General features: G+C 56.5%; 18 protein-coding genes. 14 read left to right on the forward strand and 4 right to left on the reverse strand.

The features are described 5' to 3' along the window. Positions 1-118: 118 nt before the first annotated feature. Positions 119-2,401 carry a mechanosensitive ion channel family protein gene (locus ACR0DL_RS04210; RefSeq protein ID WP_480687726.1) on the reverse strand — a complete coding sequence of 761 codons (2,283 nt, stop codon included), beginning with the start codon at positions 2,399-2,401 and terminating at the stop codon, positions 119-121. A 280-nt stretch (positions 2,402-2,681) separates the two neighbouring features. Further along, positions 2,682-3,590, reverse strand: coding sequence for a LysR family transcriptional regulator (locus ACR0DL_RS04215; protein ID WP_226688493.1), 909 nt, complete (start codon positions 3,588-3,590; stop codon positions 2,682-2,684). A gap of 169 nt (positions 3,591-3,759) precedes the next feature. On the opposite strand from ACR0DL_RS04215, the gene ACR0DL_RS04220 reads away from it, so the two are divergent. From ACR0DL_RS04220 to ACR0DL_RS04265, 10 genes are all read left to right on the forward strand, one after another. Beyond that, entirely contained in the window at positions 3,760-7,179 is a 3,420-nt protein-coding gene (locus ACR0DL_RS04220) for an indolepyruvate ferredoxin oxidoreductase family protein (protein ID WP_480687728.1), read from the forward strand. An 81-nt stretch (positions 7,180-7,260) separates the two neighbouring features. Further along, entirely contained in the window at positions 7,261-8,139 is an 879-nt protein-coding gene (locus ACR0DL_RS04225) for a lysophospholipid acyltransferase family protein (protein WP_170505183.1), read from the forward strand. An 8-nt stretch (positions 8,140-8,147) separates the two neighbouring features. Next, a complete protein-coding gene (locus ACR0DL_RS04230) occupies positions 8,148-8,957 on the forward strand; it encodes a glutamate racemase (RefSeq protein ID WP_170393930.1) in 810 nt (269 codons plus the stop codon). A gap of 94 nt (positions 8,958-9,051) precedes the next feature. Next, positions 9,052-10,080: an N-acetyl-gamma-glutamyl-phosphate reductase gene (argC, locus tag ACR0DL_RS04235; RefSeq protein WP_170548689.1), complete on the forward strand. Its 1,029-nt coding sequence runs from the start codon at positions 9,052-9,054 to the stop codon at positions 10,078-10,080. A 7-nt stretch (positions 10,081-10,087) separates the two neighbouring features. Further along, positions 10,088-10,534 (forward strand): cytochrome c maturation protein CcmE, encoded by a 447-nt coding sequence (ccmE, locus tag ACR0DL_RS04240; RefSeq protein ID WP_170348602.1) that lies wholly within the window; start codon positions 10,088-10,090, stop codon positions 10,532-10,534. Positions 10,535-10,649: 115 nt separating this feature from the next. Next, positions 10,650-11,261 carry a holin-associated N-acetylmuramidase gene (locus tag ACR0DL_RS04245; RefSeq protein ID WP_480687730.1) on the forward strand — a complete coding sequence of 204 codons (612 nt, stop codon included), beginning with the start codon at positions 10,650-10,652 and terminating at the stop codon, positions 11,259-11,261. Continuing rightward, entirely contained in the window at positions 11,252-11,830 is a 579-nt protein-coding gene (locus ACR0DL_RS04250) for a holin family protein (RefSeq protein WP_480687732.1), read from the forward strand. The genes ACR0DL_RS04245 and ACR0DL_RS04250 overlap by 10 nt, the downstream gene beginning before the upstream one ends. Before the next feature lie 74 nt (positions 11,831-11,904). After that, positions 11,905-13,869: a heme lyase CcmF/NrfE family subunit gene (locus ACR0DL_RS04255; protein ID WP_480687734.1), complete on the forward strand. Its 1,965-nt coding sequence runs from the start codon at positions 11,905-11,907 to the stop codon at positions 13,867-13,869. Beyond that, positions 13,866-14,321, forward strand: coding sequence for a cytochrome c-type biogenesis protein (locus ACR0DL_RS04260; RefSeq protein WP_170348606.1), 456 nt, complete (start codon positions 13,866-13,868; stop codon positions 14,319-14,321). The genes ACR0DL_RS04255 and ACR0DL_RS04260 overlap by 4 nt, the downstream gene beginning before the upstream one ends. Before the next feature lie 72 nt (positions 14,322-14,393). Beyond that, positions 14,394-15,170 carry an enoyl-CoA hydratase-related protein gene (locus ACR0DL_RS04265; RefSeq protein ID WP_480687736.1) on the forward strand — a complete coding sequence of 259 codons (777 nt, stop codon included), beginning with the start codon at positions 14,394-14,396 and terminating at the stop codon, positions 15,168-15,170. A gap of 5 nt (positions 15,171-15,175) precedes the next feature. On the opposite strand, the gene bmt is transcribed toward ACR0DL_RS04265, so the two are convergent. Together bmt and ACR0DL_RS04275 are read right to left on the reverse strand one after the other, a co-directional pair. Beyond that, a complete protein-coding gene (bmt, locus tag ACR0DL_RS04270) occupies positions 15,176-16,192 on the reverse strand; it encodes a betaine--homocysteine S-methyltransferase (protein WP_480687738.1) in 1,017 nt (338 codons plus the stop codon). 122 nt (positions 16,193-16,314) lie between these two features. Continuing rightward, the gene (locus tag ACR0DL_RS04275; RefSeq protein WP_170393940.1) at positions 16,315-16,632 is read right to left on the reverse strand and encodes a DUF1476 domain-containing protein; all 318 of its coding nucleotides are present in this window, start codon (positions 16,630-16,632) and stop codon (positions 16,315-16,317) included. Positions 16,633-16,819: 187 nt separating this feature from the next. Here ACR0DL_RS04275 and purC point away from each other — a divergent pair, with 187 nt between their 5' ends. The 4 genes from purC (at position 16,820) to purQ (ending at position 19,410) form a co-directional block, all read left to right on the forward strand. Beyond that, a complete protein-coding gene (gene purC / locus ACR0DL_RS04280; protein ID WP_170358332.1) occupies positions 16,820-17,575 on the forward strand; it encodes a phosphoribosylaminoimidazolesuccinocarboxamide synthase in 756 nt (251 codons plus the stop codon). Between the two features lie 133 nt (positions 17,576-17,708). Further along, on the forward strand, positions 17,709-18,371 hold the full coding sequence (locus ACR0DL_RS04285) for a MarC family protein (protein WP_170409731.1): 663 nt from the start codon (positions 17,709-17,711) through the stop codon (positions 18,369-18,371). 116 nt (positions 18,372-18,487) lie between these two features. Continuing rightward, positions 18,488-18,718 carry a phosphoribosylformylglycinamidine synthase subunit PurS gene (gene purS, locus ACR0DL_RS04290; protein WP_170348612.1) on the forward strand — a complete coding sequence of 77 codons (231 nt, stop codon included), beginning with the start codon at positions 18,488-18,490 and terminating at the stop codon, positions 18,716-18,718. Positions 18,719-18,741: 23 nt separating this feature from the next. Then, a complete protein-coding gene (gene purQ, locus ACR0DL_RS04295) occupies positions 18,742-19,410 on the forward strand; it encodes a phosphoribosylformylglycinamidine synthase subunit PurQ (RefSeq protein ID WP_170505201.1) in 669 nt (222 codons plus the stop codon). Positions 19,411-19,444: the final 34 nt, after the last annotated feature.

Raw genomic sequence — 19,444 nt, forward strand, 5'->3', positions numbered from 1 at the left:
AGGGCAAGGGCGCGTCGGTGGAAAGGGTTAAGACCGGGGTCAGAGGGTTTCCTGTGCCAATCCGATGAAAAAAGGCCGCCCTGAGGGCGGCCTTTGCATTGTTTATAGTGTCAGGTTGCTATTTTGGCGCGCCGTGTTCTGAACTCGGTTTCTGAGCCTGCTGTTCCGCTTGCTGGTTGGCGGCCTCACCTGCGGCTGCGCCTATGGCGGCCTTTTGTTCTTCACTCAGATTGTCCGCGTCATCCAGACCGGGGATCGCAACGCGCACCTCGCGGCGGGCAAAGTCGATACCGTTCTCTTTAAATGCGGCCTTCACACGGTTGAAGATTTCTTTGCGCAGAGTGAACTGCTTACCGGGCTTGGCCATGAACTTGCCACGGATGATCATGCCGACATCATCAAAGTCGAACACACCTTGCGACTTGAAGGGCTGTAGGAAACCGTCCTTGTGGGTTTCATCCTCCAGCATTTCAGCGCCGATCTTCTTGAAGATCTTCTTCACCTTGTTCGGATCAGTGTCGAAAGGCACGGTGAATTTCAGCTTCATTATGACCCAGTCGCGGCTGTAGTTGGTCAGCTTTTGAATCTCACCATACGGAATGGTGTGGACCGGGCCGCGGTGGTGGCGCAACTGCATCGAACGGATCGAGATTTTTTCGACCGTCCCGGTGGTGCCGCCTACATCCACATATTCGCCAACGCGGAATGCATCATCGACCAGGAAGAAAATCCCGCCAACAATATCGGCCACCAACTTTTGGGCACCAAAACCGATGGCCAGACCCAGCACACCAGCACCAGCCAGCAGGGGCGTGATATTGATCCCCAGCGCCCCAAGCGCCAGCAGCACGAAGATAACCGCGATAGCGACCTGAGCGGTCACACGCAGCAGAGGCAGGACTGTGGCCAAGCGTGACCCGCCTGAGCCGCCGCCTTCACCGGCCTCTTCATCCGGGCTTTGATCAGCGGCTTGCTCTTTGGCCAGACGGCGGTTGACCCATAGCGAAACAAGCTCGTTAAGGATGTACCCAACGGCGATAATGATAAAGAACTGGATCACCTTGCTGCCGGATTCATCACCTCCGCCCGCGATTTCCCGAAGATCAAGGTCCCACGCGTTGGCGATCATCAAGATGACCAGAATGCCAGCCAATACCCGTCCGATGCGGATATAGCTGCGCTTGGTCGATTTATACGCCTTTTCGGCCACCGGGCCTTCGCCCTGCATGGGCGGCTGCAGATGGCGCACCAAGCCACGTATCAACGTATCAAGCGCGGGTGCAATCAGCAGCCAGAACATGGTGGTGAAATGTGCACCCTGCAGCAACAAGGCGCGCAACATCGGGTCGCGCTGAGCAGCCAGGAACTCGACAAGTAGCCAGATCACCGCAGATACGCCGATGGCGAAATATGGGTAATAGTGAGCGACTTCCTCGTCGAACTTGGTGTGGTCCGGGTCTGTCCCCAGCATCATTTGGGACAGGCCTTCACGGGCTTTCCAGGCAATCACTCCGATATAGATGTGGATCGCACCGTTCAGCCAGAACCCGATCCGGGTTTCACGCCCGGTGATGCCGTTCAATTCGTTGAAATGGATAATGAACAACGTCAACCCGATCAGGATCAACAGCCCGATCAGATTGCGGTGCAGATATTTTGCCCAGTGGTCGTCAATGTTGACCAGCCGATATTGGGGTTGGTTCGGGGCCAGTATGAACCGCGAGGCAGCCGCGCCCAGGCGTGGAACCCAGATCAGGTAAAGGACGAAAGGTGCGGCGTAGGTCAGTTGTTCAGGCGTCAACAATCCGCGTCCCAAGGCGCGGATCACGACATAAAAAACAACTAGCCCAGCGATCTCGCGGCAAAAGCGGCGAAACAGAAAGCTTACCGCACCCCAAAGGTCACTTTCCTCGGTCGCACTTGCTTGACTGTGCCATCTGTTGGTGAGCAGGTAGAAAAGCTTTTCCGCAATGTAGCCTGCAATCAAAACGCTCAGAATCAAACCCATCAGCGTAAGAGCGCCGCTTGATCCGAATGTGCCTATAAAGTTCTTGGCCGCATGGGCCTGAGCGCTGAATATATTTGGCACCGTGACTACGACCTGCGTCCAGGACGTCACCATTGCCGCCCAAATCGCGCCGATTTCCTTGATGGGATCTTCGCGATCCTCTGCTTCGGCAGCCTTTTGTTCAGCGACCGCGTCCAAACGCTCAAGCAAAATGGCGCGGACCTGATCGTCAGACATACGCGCGACCAGATCGTCCACCTGTTCAGGCGTCAGATCATCGGGAATGCTGATAGTGGTTGACGAACCGGTCGATCCGCTATCCTGCGCAAGAACCGGCCCTGAAAGGCAAATGACGGAAAGTATCGCCAACAAAAGGCGAAGGGGCTGAAACATCGAATCTGTCCTCGAACACAAGTCTTCGTGAATTTTTCGTGATCATAGGTCTAAGTGCCCGAGTTTCCCAGATGTTTTGCCAGCCGAACACAGCGCACGTTGCCGAATGGCCAAAAAAAAGGCCGAGCACTAAGCTCGGCCGTAGTCCAACAGGGAGGTATGAAGATGATGAGCGTTTCAGCATCACCGCCTTCGAGAGTTCATTTAGGGATCACTTTGTGAACGATCAAGAGATTTCAGAATGATTGCTGATCAACCCCGCTATGCCAGTGGTGCATAGCTAGAGTTTTCCCATCTGCTTCAATTGTTTGCGCTGCGTTATGATCTCATCCTGAACAAAGTCACGGAAGGCCGCGACGCGCTTGGAATGGCGCAATTCCTCGGGATAGGCGAGGTATACGGGAACATCCGCACTTTCGATATCCGAAAGGATCGGCGCGACATTGGGAAGTCCTTGGGTAACGTAGTCCGGCAGGACGCCAATACCCAAGTTATGCAGCACACCCTGAAGCACACCAAAATAATTGTTCACGGTCAGCAGGGATCCTGGATTGTACGTCATCAGATGGCGCACCATCGCAGCACCCGCACCAACTTGCGGTGCTGAAGGTGTTTGACAGATCAGCCGGTGATTTTTAATTTCGTCCAAAGATTTCAGCATACCGCCATGGGTATCGATGTATTCCTGCGTCGCGTACAGCTGCATCTGCACGGTCATCAGGCGTTTGCGGACCAGATCGGCCTGGCTGGGCTCTTTCATGCGGATGGCGACATCAGCCTCGCGCATGGGCAGGTCTAGCACGCGCTCTTCCAGCATCAGGTCGATATTGAGATCGGGGAACTGCTCGTACAGTTTCGGCAGGCGCGGTGCCAGCCAAAGCGTGCCAAAGCCGTACGTAGTTGTGACGCGCAGAACGCCAAACACTTCTTCTTCGCTGTCGCGAATGCGCGCAGCAGCAGCGTCCAGACGTTTTGTCATGGCCGAGGTTGCGTCAAACAACAACTCGCCCTGTTCTGTCAGGATCAACCCGCGCGCGTGGCGGTGGAACAGCGTCGAATCAAGCGACTCTTCCAACGCTCTGATCTGTCGGCTGACGGCCGATTGCGACAAGTTCAGCTTGTCACCTGCATGAGTCAGGCTGCCTGCATCCGCAACTGCGTGAAATATTCTAAGCTTGTCCCAATCCATCGCCGCAACTTTCGTTATCTTTCGAACTGCCTATATGAAATAGGTAGCAACTTCTACATTCAAACGGTGAAATCCTTAGGTTTCAGGGGATAAACCCTATGCAGGTCAGAAATTATGACCTAAAATGTAGAAATATATAGCACACTGATCTGACGTGGGGAGGCGTTTGATGAGTCAGCCGCAAATATCACTAAATGATCGTTACGATCTGGATAAGAATCCAATTCTTTTGAACGGCACGCAGGCGCTGGTTCGCCTGATGCTGATGCAAAAGTCCCGGGATACGCAGGCAGGACTGAATACAGCGGGATTGGTGACCGGGTACCGCGGCTCACCGCTGGGCGCGGTGGACCTACAGATGACGCGGGCACAGAAACAGCTGACCGAAAGCGACATCACATTCCAGTACGGTTTGAACGAGGACCTAGCCGCCACAGCGCTTTGGGGCAGTCAGCAGGCTGGGCTGCGCGGGGATGGGCGGTTCGATGGTGTTTTCGGTCTCTGGTACGGCAAGGGGCCGGGTGTAGACCGGTCCGGTGACGTGATGCGCCACGCCAATATGGCGGGTACGGCCAAACATGGCGGCGTGCTGGTGGCGATGGGTGATGACCATACTGGCGAAAGCTCGACCGTTCTGCATCAGTCGGAATGGTCTTTGGTTGATATGTACATGCCAATTGTCAGCCCTGCGGGTGTGCAAGAGATTTTAGACTATGGCGTTTACGGTTTCGCGCTCAGCCGGTTTTCGGGGCTTTGGGTTGGCCTGAAGACGATGAAGGACACGATTGAGGTCACGTCGGTCGTTGATGGTAGTGCTGACCGGATGAACCTTGTCGTGCCCGAGTTCGATATGCCCGAGGGCGGGTTGAACATACGTTTGGGCGACACGCCGCACCTGCAAGAAGGGCGGATCATCGACCACAAACGTTTCGCGGCCGAGATGTTCTCGCACGCCAACAAGATGGACAAGCGTGTGTGGGGCAAACCCGGTGCCAAGATCGGGTTTGTTGCGGCCGGCAAGAACTGGCTGGATCTGTCCCATGCCATGTCGTTGCTGAACATCGACGCGGATGAGGCTGAACGGTTGGGGATCACGACCTACAAGATTGGTCAGACCTTCCCGCTGAACATGACTGGATTTCACGACTGGGCTGAAGGACTGGACCTGATTGTTATCGTTGAAGAAAAGCGAAAATTGATCGAGGTTCAGGTCAAAGAAGCCATCTTTGACGACCGTCGCGGCCGCCGTGTTTACGGCTGGTATAAGGGCGGGGCTGGCACCTTGCATCGCGAGGAACTGTTTCCAACTCGTGGTGCGCTTGATCCGAATATGATCGCCGAGAAGCTGGGCGAGATTCTGATTGAAGAGGGCCACGACACAGAAGGCGTCCGCGCCGGTTTGGCCAAACTGTCCGAGGCCCGCCGAGCCGACAACGCCGAAGAAATCGCGACTCGTCTGCCGTATTTCTGTTCGGGCTGTCCGCATAACAGTTCTACCCGGTTGCCCGACGGTAGTCGCGCCTATGCGGGTATTGGCTGTCATTATATGGTGCAATGGATGGACCGCGAGACCACCGGGTTCACGCAGATGGGGGGTGAGGGCGCAAACTGGATTGGCGAAGCGCCATTTTCGACCACCAAGCACGTGTTCCAGAACCTTGGTGACGGGACGTATAACCATTCCGGTGTGCAGGCGATCCGGGCGGCGTTGGCTGCGGGCACCAACATCACTTTCAAAATCCTGTTCAACGACGCTGTCGCCATGACCGGCGGTCAGGAAAACGAGGGCGGACTGTCGGCGGAACGGATCGTAGCCGAGGTCAAGGCTATGGGCGTGCAGAACGTGGCCGTAGTCTATGACGAAAAGGAAGATGTGAATTTCAAGGCGATGCCTGCTGGTGTGGAAACCTTTGAGCGCGCGGATTTGATGCGGGTACAAGAACAGTTCCGCGAGACCGAGGGTGTTTCGGTCATCGTCTACATCCAAACCTGCGCGGCCGAAAAACGGCGTCGGCGCAAACGAGGTGAGTTTCCTGACCCCGATAAGCGCGTATTCATCAATACTGACATTTGCGAGGGATGCGGCGATTGCGGAGTGCAATCGAACTGCGTCTCGATTGTGCCGAAAGAGACGGAGTTCGGTCGCAAACGGGCTATTGATCAATCAAGCTGCAACAAGGATTTCTCTTGCCTCAACGGGTTTTGCCCGTCGTTCGTAACCTTGGAAGGTGCAAAAATCCGCAAGGAAGCAACCACCGATATCGATCTACCGGATCTACCTGAACCAGTGCTGCCTGAAATCAAAGGGACACATAACGTGGTGATCACTGGTGTTGGCGGCACAGGTGTGGTGACACTGGGTGCGATCCTGGCACAGGCGGCACAGATCGACGGTAAAGGCGCCGGAATGATGGAGATGGCAGGCCTTGCTCAAAAAGGTGGTGCCGTTCATATCCATTGTCGCTTGGCAACCCGGCCCGAGGATATCAGCGCCATTCGTGTTGCAACAGGTGAGGCACATGCACTGATCGGGGGCGATCTGGTTGTCTCTGCCGGGGCCAAGACGCTGGGTCTGACGCGCGCGGGTCAAACCGGGGCCGTGATCAACAATCATGAGACGGTGACCGGAGATTTCACCCGCGATACCGATTTCCGTATTCCGGGTGACCGGCTTGAACTGGCCTTGCAGGCGCGGCTGAAGGATGACGTCTCACTGTTTGACGCAACCGATCTGGCGCGCGCGGTGATGGGCGACTCGATCTATTCCAACATGATGGTTTTTGGTGCGGCCTGGCAGAAGGGCTTGTTGCCCATCAGCCATGATGCCTTAATTCAGGCCATCGAACTGAATGGAACTGCGGTCGAGCGCAACAAGCGTGCTTTTGACATTGGGCGTTGGGCGGTTCTGCACTCGCAGGAGGTCGCAGGCATTCTAGAGCCTAACGTGTCAGATATGCCAAAATCTTTAGAGCAAAAGATCGACTATCGTGCGCAGCACCTGACAGCGTATCAAAGCGGTCGGTTGGCCAAACTATATCGCAAACTGGTGGACATGTTTGATGATGAAGCCATCCGCGAAGCCGTGGCAAAAGGCTATCATAAGCTGTTGTCTTACAAAGATGAATACGAGGTTGCACGGTTGATGTTGGACAGCCGCGAAAAAGCCGTGGCCGAGTTTGACGGGGATTTCAAAATGACCTTTCATCTGGCCCCGCCCATCCTTGGCGGAACTGGTGCTGACGGACGTCCGCGCAAACGTTCCTTCGGTGAGTGGATTTTGAAGCCGATGAAACTGCTCACGCGGTTGAAGTCACTGCGGGGAACACCTCTGGATATTTTTGGTTACAGTGCAGAACGGCGGATGGAACGCGCGTTGATCAAACAATATGAAAATGATCTCAATGAGATAAAGCCTCTTGTTACACCTCAGACCCGCGACGCAGTGATTGCGCTGGCGCAATTGCCGCTGGACATTCGCGGGTTCGGGCCGGTGTTGCAGGCCAACGAGGCCAAGGCGGCCAAACGGCGCGAGGAATTACTGGCCACCATACGGAACGGAGGACCAGAGCTGCGCGCTGCCGCCGAATAAACCGTAACGGGATTGTCACGAAACCTAGGCAAAATTGCCGCTTATACTTATCTTGCAGGCCGCAAACTCTCGGAGAGTCGTATGCCCTCGCGCCGCCATATCGCTCGTGACATATCCTATGCCTATTCCGCCGCAACCAAAGGGGGGCGGATGGTGATCAAGCTGATAGAGAACACCACTGGGCGTTTGCGCCTAATCAAGCGCGCAGACGGTTATGAGAAAGAGGTCGCCAAAGGGCGCGACTTTTGGTCGGTCATGGTGGGTCGCTATGGTCTGTCGCTGGATATTGTCGACGGTTCGTTGACGAATATTCCGACGACCGGGCCTCTGATTCTGATTGCCAATCATCCGTACGGTATTCTGGACGGGTTGATGATGGGCCACATCCTGTCTCAGACACGTGGCGATTTCCGAATTTTGGCCAATCACGTGTTTCGCAAAGCCGAGGATCTGAACAAGATCGTCCTGCCGATTGCGTTTGACGAAACCAAAGAGGCGATGAGACAGAACCTTGAGACGCGCAAAGCGGCCTTGAAATATTTGGGCGAGGGCGGAGCAATCGGGATATTTCCGGGTGGTACGGTCAGCACTGGGCTCAAACCCTTTTCACACCCGATGGATCCGGGCTGGCGTGGGTTCACGGCAAGAATGGTGGCCAAATCGAACGCCACTGTAGTGCCGGTCTTCTTTGACGGCCACACGTCGCGCTTGTTTCAGATCGCCAGTCATTTGCACAATACTTTACGCATGGGACTGCTGATCAAAGAGTTCAAAAAACGCGTGGATACACCTGTCAAAGTGGTGATCGGAGAGCCCATCGGCCGCGACGTTCTGGACCCATTGGCCACGGATACGCGCAAGATGATGGATTTCTTGCGCAAAGCCACGTATGAGCTGTCCCCGACGCCGTTGAAATCTTATGATTACGGCTATGAATTCGAGGAACGGCATCGCGCCTAAAGAGGCTAATGGCAGTAGGCATTTTTGATTCTGGTTTGGGCGGTTTAACCGTTCTTGACGCCGCGCAGAAACGTCTGCCGGACGTGGATTTTCTGTACTTTGCGGACAGCGCGCATGCGCCCTATGGCGTGCGGGACGCCGAGAATATCTATGATCTGACACGGCATGCTGTTTACAACTTGTGGGACCGTGGCTGCGATCTGGTGATTCTGGCCTGCAACACCGCCAGCGCCGCCGCGCTGCGTCGGATGCAGGAAGAGGGTGTGCCTGCCGGCAAGCGTGTCCTGGGAGTCTTTGTGCCTTTGATCGAGGCATTGACTGAGCGGCAGTGGGGCGACAACAGCCCTCCGCGTGAGGTTGCCGTAAAGCACGTTGCCTTGTTTGCCACGCCCGCAACGGTGTCTAGCCGAGCCTTCCAGCGAGAGCTGGCGTTCCGAGCCATCGGCGTAGACGTCGAGGCGCAAGCGTGCGGCGGCGTGGTCGATGCCATCGAAGACGGCGACATGATTTTGGCCGAGGCACTGGTACGCAGCCATGTGGACGCGCTGAAACGGAAAATGCCAGAACCGCAAGCAGCCATTCTGGGTTGCACGCATTACCCGTTGATGGCGGAAACCTTTCAGGCCGCCTTGGGCCCGGATGTTCAGGTTTACAGTCAGGGCGCCTTGGTTGCTGAAAGCCTTGGGGATTACCTTCAACGTCACCCCAACATGCAGGGTGAAGGCAAGGGCGGCTTCTTGACGACTGGAAAGCCAGATTTTGTCAGCGACCGGGCGACGCAGTTCCTCCGACGACAAATTTCGTTCGAGGCCGCCTGACTTAGGTCAAGGACGCTGCTGCACACTCTCCTTTATTCGAAGACCGTCACATCGGCGGTCGTGATTTGTGACACACTGGAACAAGAGGTCTGACATGACCCATAAAATCGCAATTCTGGGTGCTTCGGGTTATACCGGCGCCGAACTGGTGCGGCTGATCGCCGAGCACCCGAATATGGAAATCACTGCCTTGGCCGCCGAGCGGAAGGCCGGCATGTCAATGGCACAGGTCTTTCCGCATCTGCGTCACATGGATTTGCCAGACCTGTGCAAGATCTCTGAGATCGACTTTTCGCAGATCGACCTGTGTTTCTGCGCCTTGCCACACAAAACTAGCCAAGAGGTCATTCGTGACCTGCCGAAAAACCTCAAAATCGTTGATCTGTCCGCGGATTTCCGTCTGCGTGACCCGGATGAATACGAAAAATGGTACGGAAACCCGCACGCCGCGCTGCAACAGCAGGAAGAGGCCGTCTATGGCCTGACCGAGTTCTACCGGGATGACATCCGCAATGCGCGGTTGGTCGCGGGAACCGGGTGTAATGCAGCGACGGGTCAGTATGTGCTGCGCCCGTTGATTTCTGCAGGTGTTATCGATTTGGATGACATCGTGCTGGATCTGAAATGCGCCGTTTCGGGCGCAGGCCGGTCGCTGAAGGAAAACCTGCTGCATGCGGAACTCAGCGAAGGCTACAATGCGTATGCCGTTGGCGGTACGCACCGGCATCTGGGTGAGTTCGATCAGGAATTCTCGGCGCTGGCAGGGCGTACGGTGCATGTGCAGTTCACGCCGCACCTGATCCCGGCTAACCGGGGAATTCTTGCGACGACTTACGTCAAAGGGGACTCGGCAAGTGTGTATGAGACACTTGCCAAAGCCTATGAAGATGAACCCTTTATTCAGATGTTGCCGTTCGGCGAAACACCTTCGACCCACCATGTGCGCGGTTCGAATTTCTGCCATATCGGTGTTGTCGGCGACCGGATAGAACGCCGCGCCATTGTGATTGGCGCATTGGATAACCTGACAAAAGGTAGCAGCGGCCAAGCCTTGCAGAACGCCAACCTGATGTTAGGTGAAGATGAAACCCGGGGGCTGATGATGGCCCCGCTATTCCCGTGAGGACGGTATGAAAACGCTCAAGAAACGTCGTCGAGTACAAGTCATTCTTCTGGCCGTCGTGGCTTTGGTCTTGGCGACGGGGTTGATTGGGTTTGCGATGCGCGATGGCATTAACTTTTTCCGCTCTCCCAGTCAGGTGATTGCTGAACCCCCGAAACCGACAGAAGTGTTTCGTATCGGTGGTCTGGTCGAGGAAGGCTCGATCATTCGCGGGCAGGGCGAGACAGTGCGTTTTGTCGTGACCGATGGCGGTGAAAGTGTACCGGTGGCGTTTACCGGGGTTCTGCCGGATCTGTTTGCGGAAAACCAGGGCATGGTAGGGACGGGTTCTTACGTGAACGGTGTATTCGAAGCCACAGAAATTCTTGCAAAACATGACGAAACGTACATGCCGAAAGAGGTGGTCGACGCCCTGAAAGAACAAGGTGTTTACAAAGAGGCTGGTGAAAGCTGATTTACCTTAGCTAACAAGCAAGAACTGATGGGCGTTGCGCATGCAGCGCCCTTTTTCATTGCGCTAAATTAACCGGTTAGCCTCAGCGTTTGGTCAACGGCAGGCGGAGGGTGCGATGCAGACGGTGCGACAGATTGCAACTGAGATCGTGGCGCGAGAAGGTGGCTTTGTGGACGATTCGGACGATCCCGGTGGCGCGACGAAATACGGGGTGACCATTCACACGATGCGGCGTCTCGGGCTTGATCTTTCAGGTGACGGGATAATCAACCGCACCGATGTTCGGATGCTCAGCAAATCTCAGGCCATTGATATTTTCGTGCAGCATTATTTTGAACAACCGCGGTTGGACCTCTTGCCGCACGAATTGCGGGCTTCGGTTTTTGACATGTATGTCAACGCTGGCAGTCACGCGGTCAAAATCCTGCAACGTCTGTTGCGCGATATGGGGTTCGAAATCGTGGTTGATGGGGCAATTGGTCCCAAAACCGCGCGGGCCTGCCGGGATGCGGCTGACCCCGATCCGGATGCACTCAGGGATGCGTACGGTGTGGCGCGGCGGAACTACTATTTCCGTCTGGCAGATCATCGGCCTGCGTCACGCAAATATGCCCGTACTCGGGCGGGCCGCAAGGGCGGTTGGATTCGCCGGGCCGAGGAGTTTGTTTCGCCGATTTACCACCTGAGTGACGCGGAATTTCAAGCGAGGGTTTCAAGATGGGTTTGATCTCGGACGTGTTGACGTTTTTGTTTGGCGGTGGCCGTAATGTCGTGCGGGAAACTGCTGAAATATTTTGGGAAAATGCTGAAAACGGGGCAGAGCGTGGTCTGGCTTTGCGACAGCAGGCGATGATTCAGTTCGGAGATGAATTTGAGGGCCCGAATAAGGGCGCGTTTGACCGGTTCATGGATGGGCTCAACCGTCTGCCGCGACCGGCTATGGCACTTGGTACTTTGGGTTTGTTTGTCGCGGCGATGGTTGATCCGCTGTGGTTTGCGGCCCGAATGCAGGGGATTGCCCTGGTACCGGAACCCCTGTGGTGGTTGCTGGGGGTGATTGTGTCCTTCTATTTCGGCGCGCGTCATCAGGCCAAGGTGCAGAATCTGCAGCGAGAGATCACTGCCACGATGCAGCGTACGCCTCAGGTTTTAGAAAACCTGCAAGCCCTGAAGGTAATGCACGGCGACGCTGTCGGCGCAGCAAATCCCGGAACGGACGCCGCGTTGGCGGAAAAAGCAGGCCGTCCTGATGCAAATCCGGCGCTTGAGGATTGGCGACGCAATCGCGTGGCCTAAACCGCGACACTATGCTCGCCCCAAAGGGGCGAAAGTGATTGGTGCTTGCCCCGGAACAGGAATATACCCGGGCCATGATTACCGAACTTGGCCACTTTGCCCTGATCCTCGCTTTTCTGGTTGCCATCGTGCAATCGGTGGTTCCACTGATAGGCGCAGCGAAACGCTGGCCTAGCTGGATGAATTTCGCTGAACCGGCGGCAATCATTCAATTTACGATGGTTGCCTTTTCGTTCGGTGCGCTGGTCTGGGCCTTTGTGACGTCCGATTTCTCGTTGAGGATCGTGGTTGAAAACAGTCACTCGGCCAAACCAATGTTGTACAAGATCAGCGGAACATGGGGTAACCACGAAGGCTCGATGCTGTTGTGGGTTCTTATCGTGTCCTTGTTTGGCGCGATGGCCGCGTTTTTTGGGGGCGGTTTGCCGCCGACTTTGAAGGCGCGGGTATTGGCGGTGCAAGGGGCAATTGGGGTCGCGTTTTTCGCGTTTATCCTATTCACCTCGAACCCGTTTGACCGGCTGATCGTGGCCCCCTTTGACGGGCGCGATCTAAACCCGTTGCTGCAAGACCCCGGTTTGGCCTTTCATCCGCCGTTTCTGTATTTGGGCTATGTGGGGCTGAGCATGGCGTTCAGCTTTGCCGTCGCCGCCCTGATCGAAGGGCGCGTAGACGCCGCGTGGGGCCGCTGGGTACGCCCATGGACGCTGGCGGCTTGGGTTTTTCTGACCATCGGTATCGCGCTGGGGTCTTGGTGGGCCTATTACGAACTCGGCTGGGGCGGGTTCTGGTTCTGGGATCCGGTCGAAAATGCATCGTTCATGCCATGGCTGCTGGCCGCTGCGCTGTTGCATTCGGCCATCGTCGTGGAAAAACGCGAGTCGTTGAAAAGCTGGACGATCTTGCTGGCAATCATTGCTTTTGGCTTTTCGCTGATAGGTACCTTCATTGTGCGTTCGGGCCTTCTGACTTCGGTCCATGCGTTTGCCAATGACCCCGAGCGTGGCGTGTTCATCCTGATTATCCTCGTGATCTTCATCGGCGGCGCGCTGACCCTGTTTGCCGCGCGGGCGCAGGCGATGGAGGCCAAGGGCGTTTTTGGTATGGTTAGCCGAGAAAGCGCGCTGGTGTTGAACAATATCCTGCTGGCCGTCAGCTGTTTCGTCGTATTCGTCGGAACAATGTGGCCGATGGTGGCTGAGATGGCCTTTGACCGCAAACTCTCGGTCGGCGCGCCGTTCTTCAATTCGGCATTTACGCCCTTCATGGTGGCGTTAGGGATTGCATTGCCAGTGGGTGCGATGTTGCCGTGGAAGCGCGGCAAGCTTGGCAAAACTGCCTATTCGCTGCGCTATGCCTTTGTTCTGGCCGTTGCGCTGGCATTGCTGGTCTGGGCAATGCAAACAGAGCGCAGTGCGCTGGGTCCGGTTGGGCTGTTCCTGGGCGCGTGGATCACCTTTGGCGCGGCGGTTGATTTGTGGAGCCGTACGGGCCGCAAAGGCAATCTGAAACGTCTGTTTCGTTTGCCCGGTGCGGATTGGGGCAAGGCCGTTGCTCATACAGGTATGGGCGTGACCATGTTCGCCATCGCCGGGTTGACCGCGTGGGAGGTCGAAGACATTCGTGTTGCACAACCAGGTCAGCCGTTCGAGGTGGGGCAGTTTACTCTGACTTTGGAAGACGTCCGGCTTGTGGAAGGGCCAAACTATTTCTCGACCACTGCTGACGTTCGGGTCGAAAAGCATGGACGGCCTATGGGAACATTGCATCCTGAAAAGCGCGATTACCCAGTGGCACGGATGCCCACGACCGAAGCTGCGATTGATTATCGGTTCCTGGGGGATCTTTACGTGGTAATCGGCGATCAGCAAGCGGATGGTGGCTGGGTCATGCGGACCTATATCAAGCCGCTGGCCAACTGGATCTGGGGTGGGTGTATCCTGATGGCTCTGGGCGGGCTGCTCAGCCTGTCGGACCGCCGGTTCCGTGTGGCGGCAGGTGCGCGCAAGGCGCCATCGGGCGGAGTACCTGCGGAATGAAACGTCTGGTCCTGATCCTGTCCCTCATCGCGTCGCCCCTGTTTGCCGTACAGCCGGACGAAGTGCTGGACGATCCAGCGCTGGAACAGCGGGCGCGCGACCTTAGCACCGGCCTTCGCTGTCTGGTTTGCCGCAACGAGAGCATCGACGAAAGCAACGCCGAACTGGCCCGTGACTTGCGCCTGTTGTTGCGTGAGCGACTGGTGGCCGGGGACACGGATGACGAGGCAATCGCTTTCATTGTCGATCGCTACGGCGAATATGTCTTGCTGAAGCCAACCACTTCGGGATCGAATCTGATGCTGTGGCTTGCGGGCCCGATCATGTTGTTGATCGCAGCCCTCATGGGCTGGAGTTTCCTGCGCAAACGGTCCCGGGTTCAGGTCACGGGTGAAAAGGACACGCTCAGCGAGGCTGAGAAAGAGCGTTTGCGCCAGATTCTTGAAGACTGACCCCGCGTTCATCTTTTCCTTCCCCTCCATTTCGGTCAGGGTTCCGAAAAGTTTGGAATTGGGGGAAGGTTCATGGAATACGAAACAATCCTTTTGGACATCACGGATGATTTGGCTGTTGTCACCCTGAACCGGCCCGACAAGATGAACGCGATGACCGCGCAGATGCGGGCCGAAGTCACTCATGCAATGAAACATGCGGCGCGTCATGCAAGGGCGATCGTTCTGACCGGAGCGGGAAGCGCCTTTTGTTCAGGACAGGATCTGGGTGATGCGTCCAGCACCGGCAAGGTCGATTTAGAACGCACGCTGCGCGATGAATATGAACCGATGCTGGAAACGATCTATGATTGCCCGGTGCCCACCATTGCGGCTGTGAACGGACCGGCAGCCGGGGCAGGGGCAAACCTTGCGCTGTGCGCTGATGTGGTGATCGCCACCGAAAGCGCATACTTCCTGCAGGCGTTCGCCCGGATCGGGTTGTTGCCGGATGCGGGCGGTACGTGGTTCATGCCGCGTCAGATGGGGTTCGCCAAAGCGATGGGGGCCGCCTTATTCGCGGACAAGATCAGCGCACGGCAGGCTGATGAATGGGGTCTGATCTGGGAAGCCGTGTCCGACGACACATTCGATGCCCATTGGCGCAAACGTGCAGCCTATCTGGCGAATGGTCCCACAGCCGGTTTTGGCGCGATCAAACAGGCCATCCGCGGGACGTATGAGAAAACGCTGCCACAGCAATTGTCCGCCGAAGCACATTTACAAGGGGAATGCGGGCGCAGCCGTGATTTTGCCGAAGGTGTCGTCGCCTTCATGGAAAAACGCCCCCCGAAATTCGAGGGGCGCTGAACCGTTCAGGCGCGGCGGCGGCGGCGTGTGCGCCGCTCGGGCGCGTTGGCATCGTCACCGGTACCATCCGAGGCCGAGGTAAACGGCCCCAGGGCATCGGTGATCTGATCCAGTGTCGGGCGCGATCCTCGCGGTTTTGTGTCCAACGCTTCGCGCATCTTGCGCAGGTGATCGGGCATGGTGCCGCAGCAACCGCCGATGATTGTGGCCCCAGCATCACGCGCCATGGCGGCGTATTCACCCATCAACTCGGGCGTCCCGTCATAGTGGATGTGGCCATCCACGTATTTCGGAATACCGGCATTGCCCTTCGAGATCACGGGCCGCTCGGTGCCTTGCGCGGCAAAGCCCAGAACGGTGCGCAGGATATCCGACGCGCCGGTGCCACAGTTGGCGCCAAACGCAATCGGCGGGTTGGGTAGGGTTTCGACCAGTTGAGCCAGATCGGACGAAGTAACACCCATCATGGTACGCCCAGCGGTGTCAAAGCTCATGGTGCCGCACCAGGGCATATCGGCCAAAGCGAACGCCTCGGCAGCGGCGCGGAATTCTTCAGGGGCGCTTATGGTTTCCAGCCACACAACATCGGCGCCACCAGCCTTGAGCGCGTCGGCCTGTTCATGGAACATTTCGACGGCGTCGGCATGGGTCAGGCTGCCAACTGGCACCAGAATCTCGCCGGTTGGGCCGACCGATCCGGCCACAACGATCGGGCGTCCGGCTTTGTCAGCAACCTCACGTCCCAACTCGGCACCGATCCGGTTCAATTCGGCCACGCGGTTTTGCGCATCATGCAGTTTTAGCCGGGCCGACGTGCCCCCGAAAGTATTGGTCAGGAAAAGATCACTGCCCGCGTCCACCGAGCTTTGATATAGAGCGCGGATCTTATCCGGCGCGTCCACGTTCCACAATTCGGGTGCATCACCCGATTGCAAACCCATGTTGAACAGGTTGGTCCCAGTTGCACCGTCTGCCAAAATGGCATCTTTGGTCTTGAGAAGTTCGGTCAATGCATTTGTCATTGGGGTTATCCGGAAAAAGGCGCAATTGGCCTGATAATAACAGAGGCGCCCCGTGTCTCATGACCGGGACGCCAAAGCAAACTCATAAATCTCATGAAGATCATGAGGTGGGGCAAAAGCCCTTAGTCAGTCTCGCTAAGAATCTGCGACTTGGCTTCGGGCAGAAGCTCGGCCATCTTGGCGCGAATTTCATCGTCAGACGACAAAGTACCCAGATCGCCGGAAACCTTGCGCACGACGTCTTCGTGACCGGCTTCTTCAAAATCGGATTTCACGACGGCTTTGGCGTATTCTTCCGCTTCGTCACCGGTTTTGCCCAGCTTTTCCGCGGCCCATAGGCCAAGCAGTTTGTTGCAGCGGGCCTGTGCCTTGAACTGCATCTCTTCATCATGCGCAAACTTGGCTTCAAATGCGTATTCGCGTTCGTCAAACGTCGTCATAGGTTGGGGACCTCTTCGAGTAACATATCGTTGATGTTGATATGACCATACAGAACGCCGCGTGCAAGGGATTTGCGTTGTATCAAAGTCTTTCTTGTGTGCGAACTTGCGGGAAAGGGGGGCTTGCACTATGAGGACGCCAACGTGAGGGGACTCATTCCCTCTTACCAGACTGGAAGGGTCGCTTATGGCGCGTCGCAAGAAAATCTACGAAGGTAAAGCTAAGATTCTGTATGAAGGCCCAGAGCCGGGCACCATCGTGCAATATTTCAAGGATGATGCCACCGCGTTCAATGCCGAGAAAAAGGACGTGATCGACGGCAAGGGCGTGCTGAACAACCGCCTGAGCGAGTTCTTCATGAACGGCCTGACCCAGATCGGCGTGCCGACCCACTTTATTCGCCGCCTGAACATGCGCGAACAGTTAGTGCGCAGCTGCGAGATCGTGCCGCTGGAAGTGATAGTGCGCAACTATGCCGCTGGGACGATGTCGAAACGTCTGGGCATCGCCGAGGGCACGCAGTTGCCGCGCCCGATTGTAGAGTATTGCTATAAGGATGATGCGCTAGGTGATCCTCTGGTAACCGAGGAACACATTGCCGCCTTTGGCTGGGCCAGCCAACAGGACATGGAAGATATCCTGAGCCTGGCGCTGCGCGTGAATGATTTCCTGAGTGGCGTGATGCTGGCCGTGGGCATCCGTCTGGTCGATTTCAAGATTGAGATTGGCCGCGTTTATGACGGCGACTATCAGCGTCTGATTATCGCGGACGAGATCAGCCCGGACAGCTGCCGCCTATGGGATATCGAAACCGGACAGAAATTGGACAAGGACGTGTTCCGCCGCGATCTGGGTAATCTGACTGATGCCTATTCAGAGGTCGCACGACGTCTGGGCGTTCTGCCTAAAAGCAACGTGACCAAGCCCACGCTGATAAACTAAGCCGGTTTTCGGATGTAAATTCTGTCAAAAGCGCCGTTTCTAAGACGGCGCTTTTTTCTTTTGCTCTGGTGGTTTGACAGACGGTCCGCACCTTCGCATTGTCGGGGCAGGTGCAATCAAGGATAGTCACGAAATGGCCGAATTGTTCGATCAGGCGGTTTTTCTGAAATTCCTCGCGGCGTTACTGGCGATCTTCAATCCGCTTTACGGTATCCCGATCTTTCTGAGTATGACCGAAGGCTATTCGGGTCCCGAACGCAAGCGCGTGGCACTGGTCGTAACCGGAACAGTGGTTGTCGTGGCCTTGATCGCGGTATTGGTTGGCGAAGAGATTCTGGCGGTCTTCGGCATCGACATCCCGTCCTTCCGCATTGCCGGCGGGTTGATCATTCTGGGGGTCGGCATGTCGATGCTGAACGCGTCTGACCCGCCAAAAGGTGATCAAAGGGCGGTTGCAGAGGGCGAAAAGAAGAAAAGCAACATTGCCGTCGTACCGTTGGCAATACCCTTGACCATCGGACCCGGCACGATTGCCACGACCATCGTGTTTGCTCATACGCTGTCGGATGGGGCCGAGATCGTGACACTAGGCTCCGCCGTGCTGATTGCCTGCGCCATCGTAGGGATGGGATTACTGTTCGCGGACCCGATCTCGCGGTTTTTCGGGCCGACCATGATAAACGTCATCACTCGTGTCATGGCGATTATACTTGTGGCTGTGGCCGTCGAAATGGTGCTGACCGGTACGTTTAATGCCATTGATGCGCATTACCCCGGATTAACCGGCAGTGGCTGAGCGTCACACCTGCGGCAAACTGTGTGCGGACAAGGGTTGTCGAACGCGGTTTGTCGCGTTATCCCCCGCGCAACGGAACGGGCCCGGAACCATGGCCCTTAGCTGGAGTTGCAGGAATGAAAGCACGGGTGCATGTGATGCTCAAAAATGGGGTCCTTGACCCGCAGGGTGAAGCAGTGCGGCACGCATTGGGCGCTATGGGCTTCGATCAGGTCGAAGGCGTGCGTCAAGGCAAGGTGATCGACCTTGAGCTGGCTGCAGGCGCGACCGAGGCTGACATCACCGAGATGTGCGAAAAGCTGTTGGCCAACACGGTCATCGAACGCTACGAAATCGAACTGGTCTGACCCTTTACCCCGGAGGCCCCGCCATGCGCGCTGCTGTTATCGTATTCCCTGGGTCCAACTGTGACCGGGACCTTGCCGTCGCTTTTGAACAGGCGGGGTTTCAGGTCGACATGGTCTGGCACAAGGATGCCGCGCTGCCCGAGGGCATCGACATCGTGGGCGTTCCCGGCGGGTTTTCCTATGGTGACTACCTGCGTTGCGGCGCGATTGCCGCGCAATCGCCGATCTGCAAAGCGGTTGTCGAACATACTAACCGTGGTGGCTATGCCGTGGGTGTCTGTAATGGCTTCCAGATTCTGACAGAAACCGGCGTTCTACCGGGTGCATTGCTGCGCAATGCGGGTCTGAAATACATCTGCAAAACTGTCGGTCTAAAGGTGGAAACCAGCGACAGCGCCTTTACCCAAGGTTACAACGCCGGTGATGTGATCGGTATTCCGATTGCACACCATGACGGCAATTATTTCGCGGATGACACCACTCTGGCTGCGTTGCGGGATCAGGATCGGATTGCATTCACCTATACCGAGAATCCAAACGGCTCGATCGGCGATATTGCTGGTATCCTGTCAGAAAACCGTCGGGTGTTGGGGATGATGCCGCATCCCGAGCGGGCGGCGGATGAAGGTCACGGCGGCACTGACGGAACGGCATTGTTCCGCGCATTGTCGGGGGTCCTCGCACCTGCGTGACTTGAGGTTGCGATCAAGCCCGCGTAATTTCCCG

This window comes from Ruegeria sp. BB5 (assembly GCF_056539405.1).

Excerpts from the sequence above, each read along its gene's own strand:
- ACR0DL_RS04210 (WP_480687726.1), bottom strand. The coding sequence starts at position 2,401 with ATGTTTCAGCCCCTTCGCCTTTTGTTGGCGATACTTTCCGTCATTTGC.
- ACR0DL_RS04215 (WP_226688493.1), bottom strand. The coding sequence starts at position 3,590 with ATGGATTGGGACAAGCTTAGAATATTTCACGCAGTTGCGGATGCAGGC.
- ACR0DL_RS04220 (WP_480687728.1), top strand. The coding sequence starts at position 3,760 with ATGAGTCAGCCGCAAATATCACTAAATGATCGTTACGATCTGGATAAG.
- ACR0DL_RS04225 (WP_170505183.1), top strand. The coding sequence starts at position 7,261 with ATGCCCTCGCGCCGCCATATCGCTCGTGACATATCCTATGCCTATTCC.
- ACR0DL_RS04230 (WP_170393930.1), top strand. The coding sequence starts at position 8,148 with ATGGCAGTAGGCATTTTTGATTCTGGTTTGGGCGGTTTAACCGTTCTT.
- argC (WP_170548689.1), top strand. The coding sequence starts at position 9,052 with ATGACCCATAAAATCGCAATTCTGGGTGCTTCGGGTTATACCGGCGCC.
- ccmE (WP_170348602.1), top strand. The coding sequence starts at position 10,088 with ATGAAAACGCTCAAGAAACGTCGTCGAGTACAAGTCATTCTTCTGGCC.
- ACR0DL_RS04245 (WP_480687730.1), top strand. The coding sequence starts at position 10,650 with ATGCAGACGGTGCGACAGATTGCAACTGAGATCGTGGCGCGAGAAGGT.
- ACR0DL_RS04250 (WP_480687732.1), top strand. The coding sequence starts at position 11,252 with ATGGGTTTGATCTCGGACGTGTTGACGTTTTTGTTTGGCGGTGGCCGT.
- ACR0DL_RS04255 (WP_480687734.1), top strand. The coding sequence starts at position 11,905 with ATGATTACCGAACTTGGCCACTTTGCCCTGATCCTCGCTTTTCTGGTT.
- ACR0DL_RS04260 (WP_170348606.1), top strand. The coding sequence starts at position 13,866 with ATGAAACGTCTGGTCCTGATCCTGTCCCTCATCGCGTCGCCCCTGTTT.
- ACR0DL_RS04265 (WP_480687736.1), top strand. The coding sequence starts at position 14,394 with ATGGAATACGAAACAATCCTTTTGGACATCACGGATGATTTGGCTGTT.
- bmt (WP_480687738.1), bottom strand. The coding sequence starts at position 16,192 with ATGACAAATGCATTGACCGAACTTCTCAAGACCAAAGATGCCATTTTG.
- ACR0DL_RS04275 (WP_170393940.1), bottom strand. The coding sequence starts at position 16,632 with ATGACGACGTTTGACGAACGCGAATACGCATTTGAAGCCAAGTTTGCG.
- purC (WP_170358332.1), top strand. The coding sequence starts at position 16,820 with ATGGCGCGTCGCAAGAAAATCTACGAAGGTAAAGCTAAGATTCTGTAT.
- ACR0DL_RS04285 (WP_170409731.1), top strand. The coding sequence starts at position 17,709 with ATGGCCGAATTGTTCGATCAGGCGGTTTTTCTGAAATTCCTCGCGGCG.
- purS (WP_170348612.1), top strand. The coding sequence starts at position 18,488 with ATGAAAGCACGGGTGCATGTGATGCTCAAAAATGGGGTCCTTGACCCG.
- purQ (WP_170505201.1), top strand. The coding sequence starts at position 18,742 with ATGCGCGCTGCTGTTATCGTATTCCCTGGGTCCAACTGTGACCGGGAC.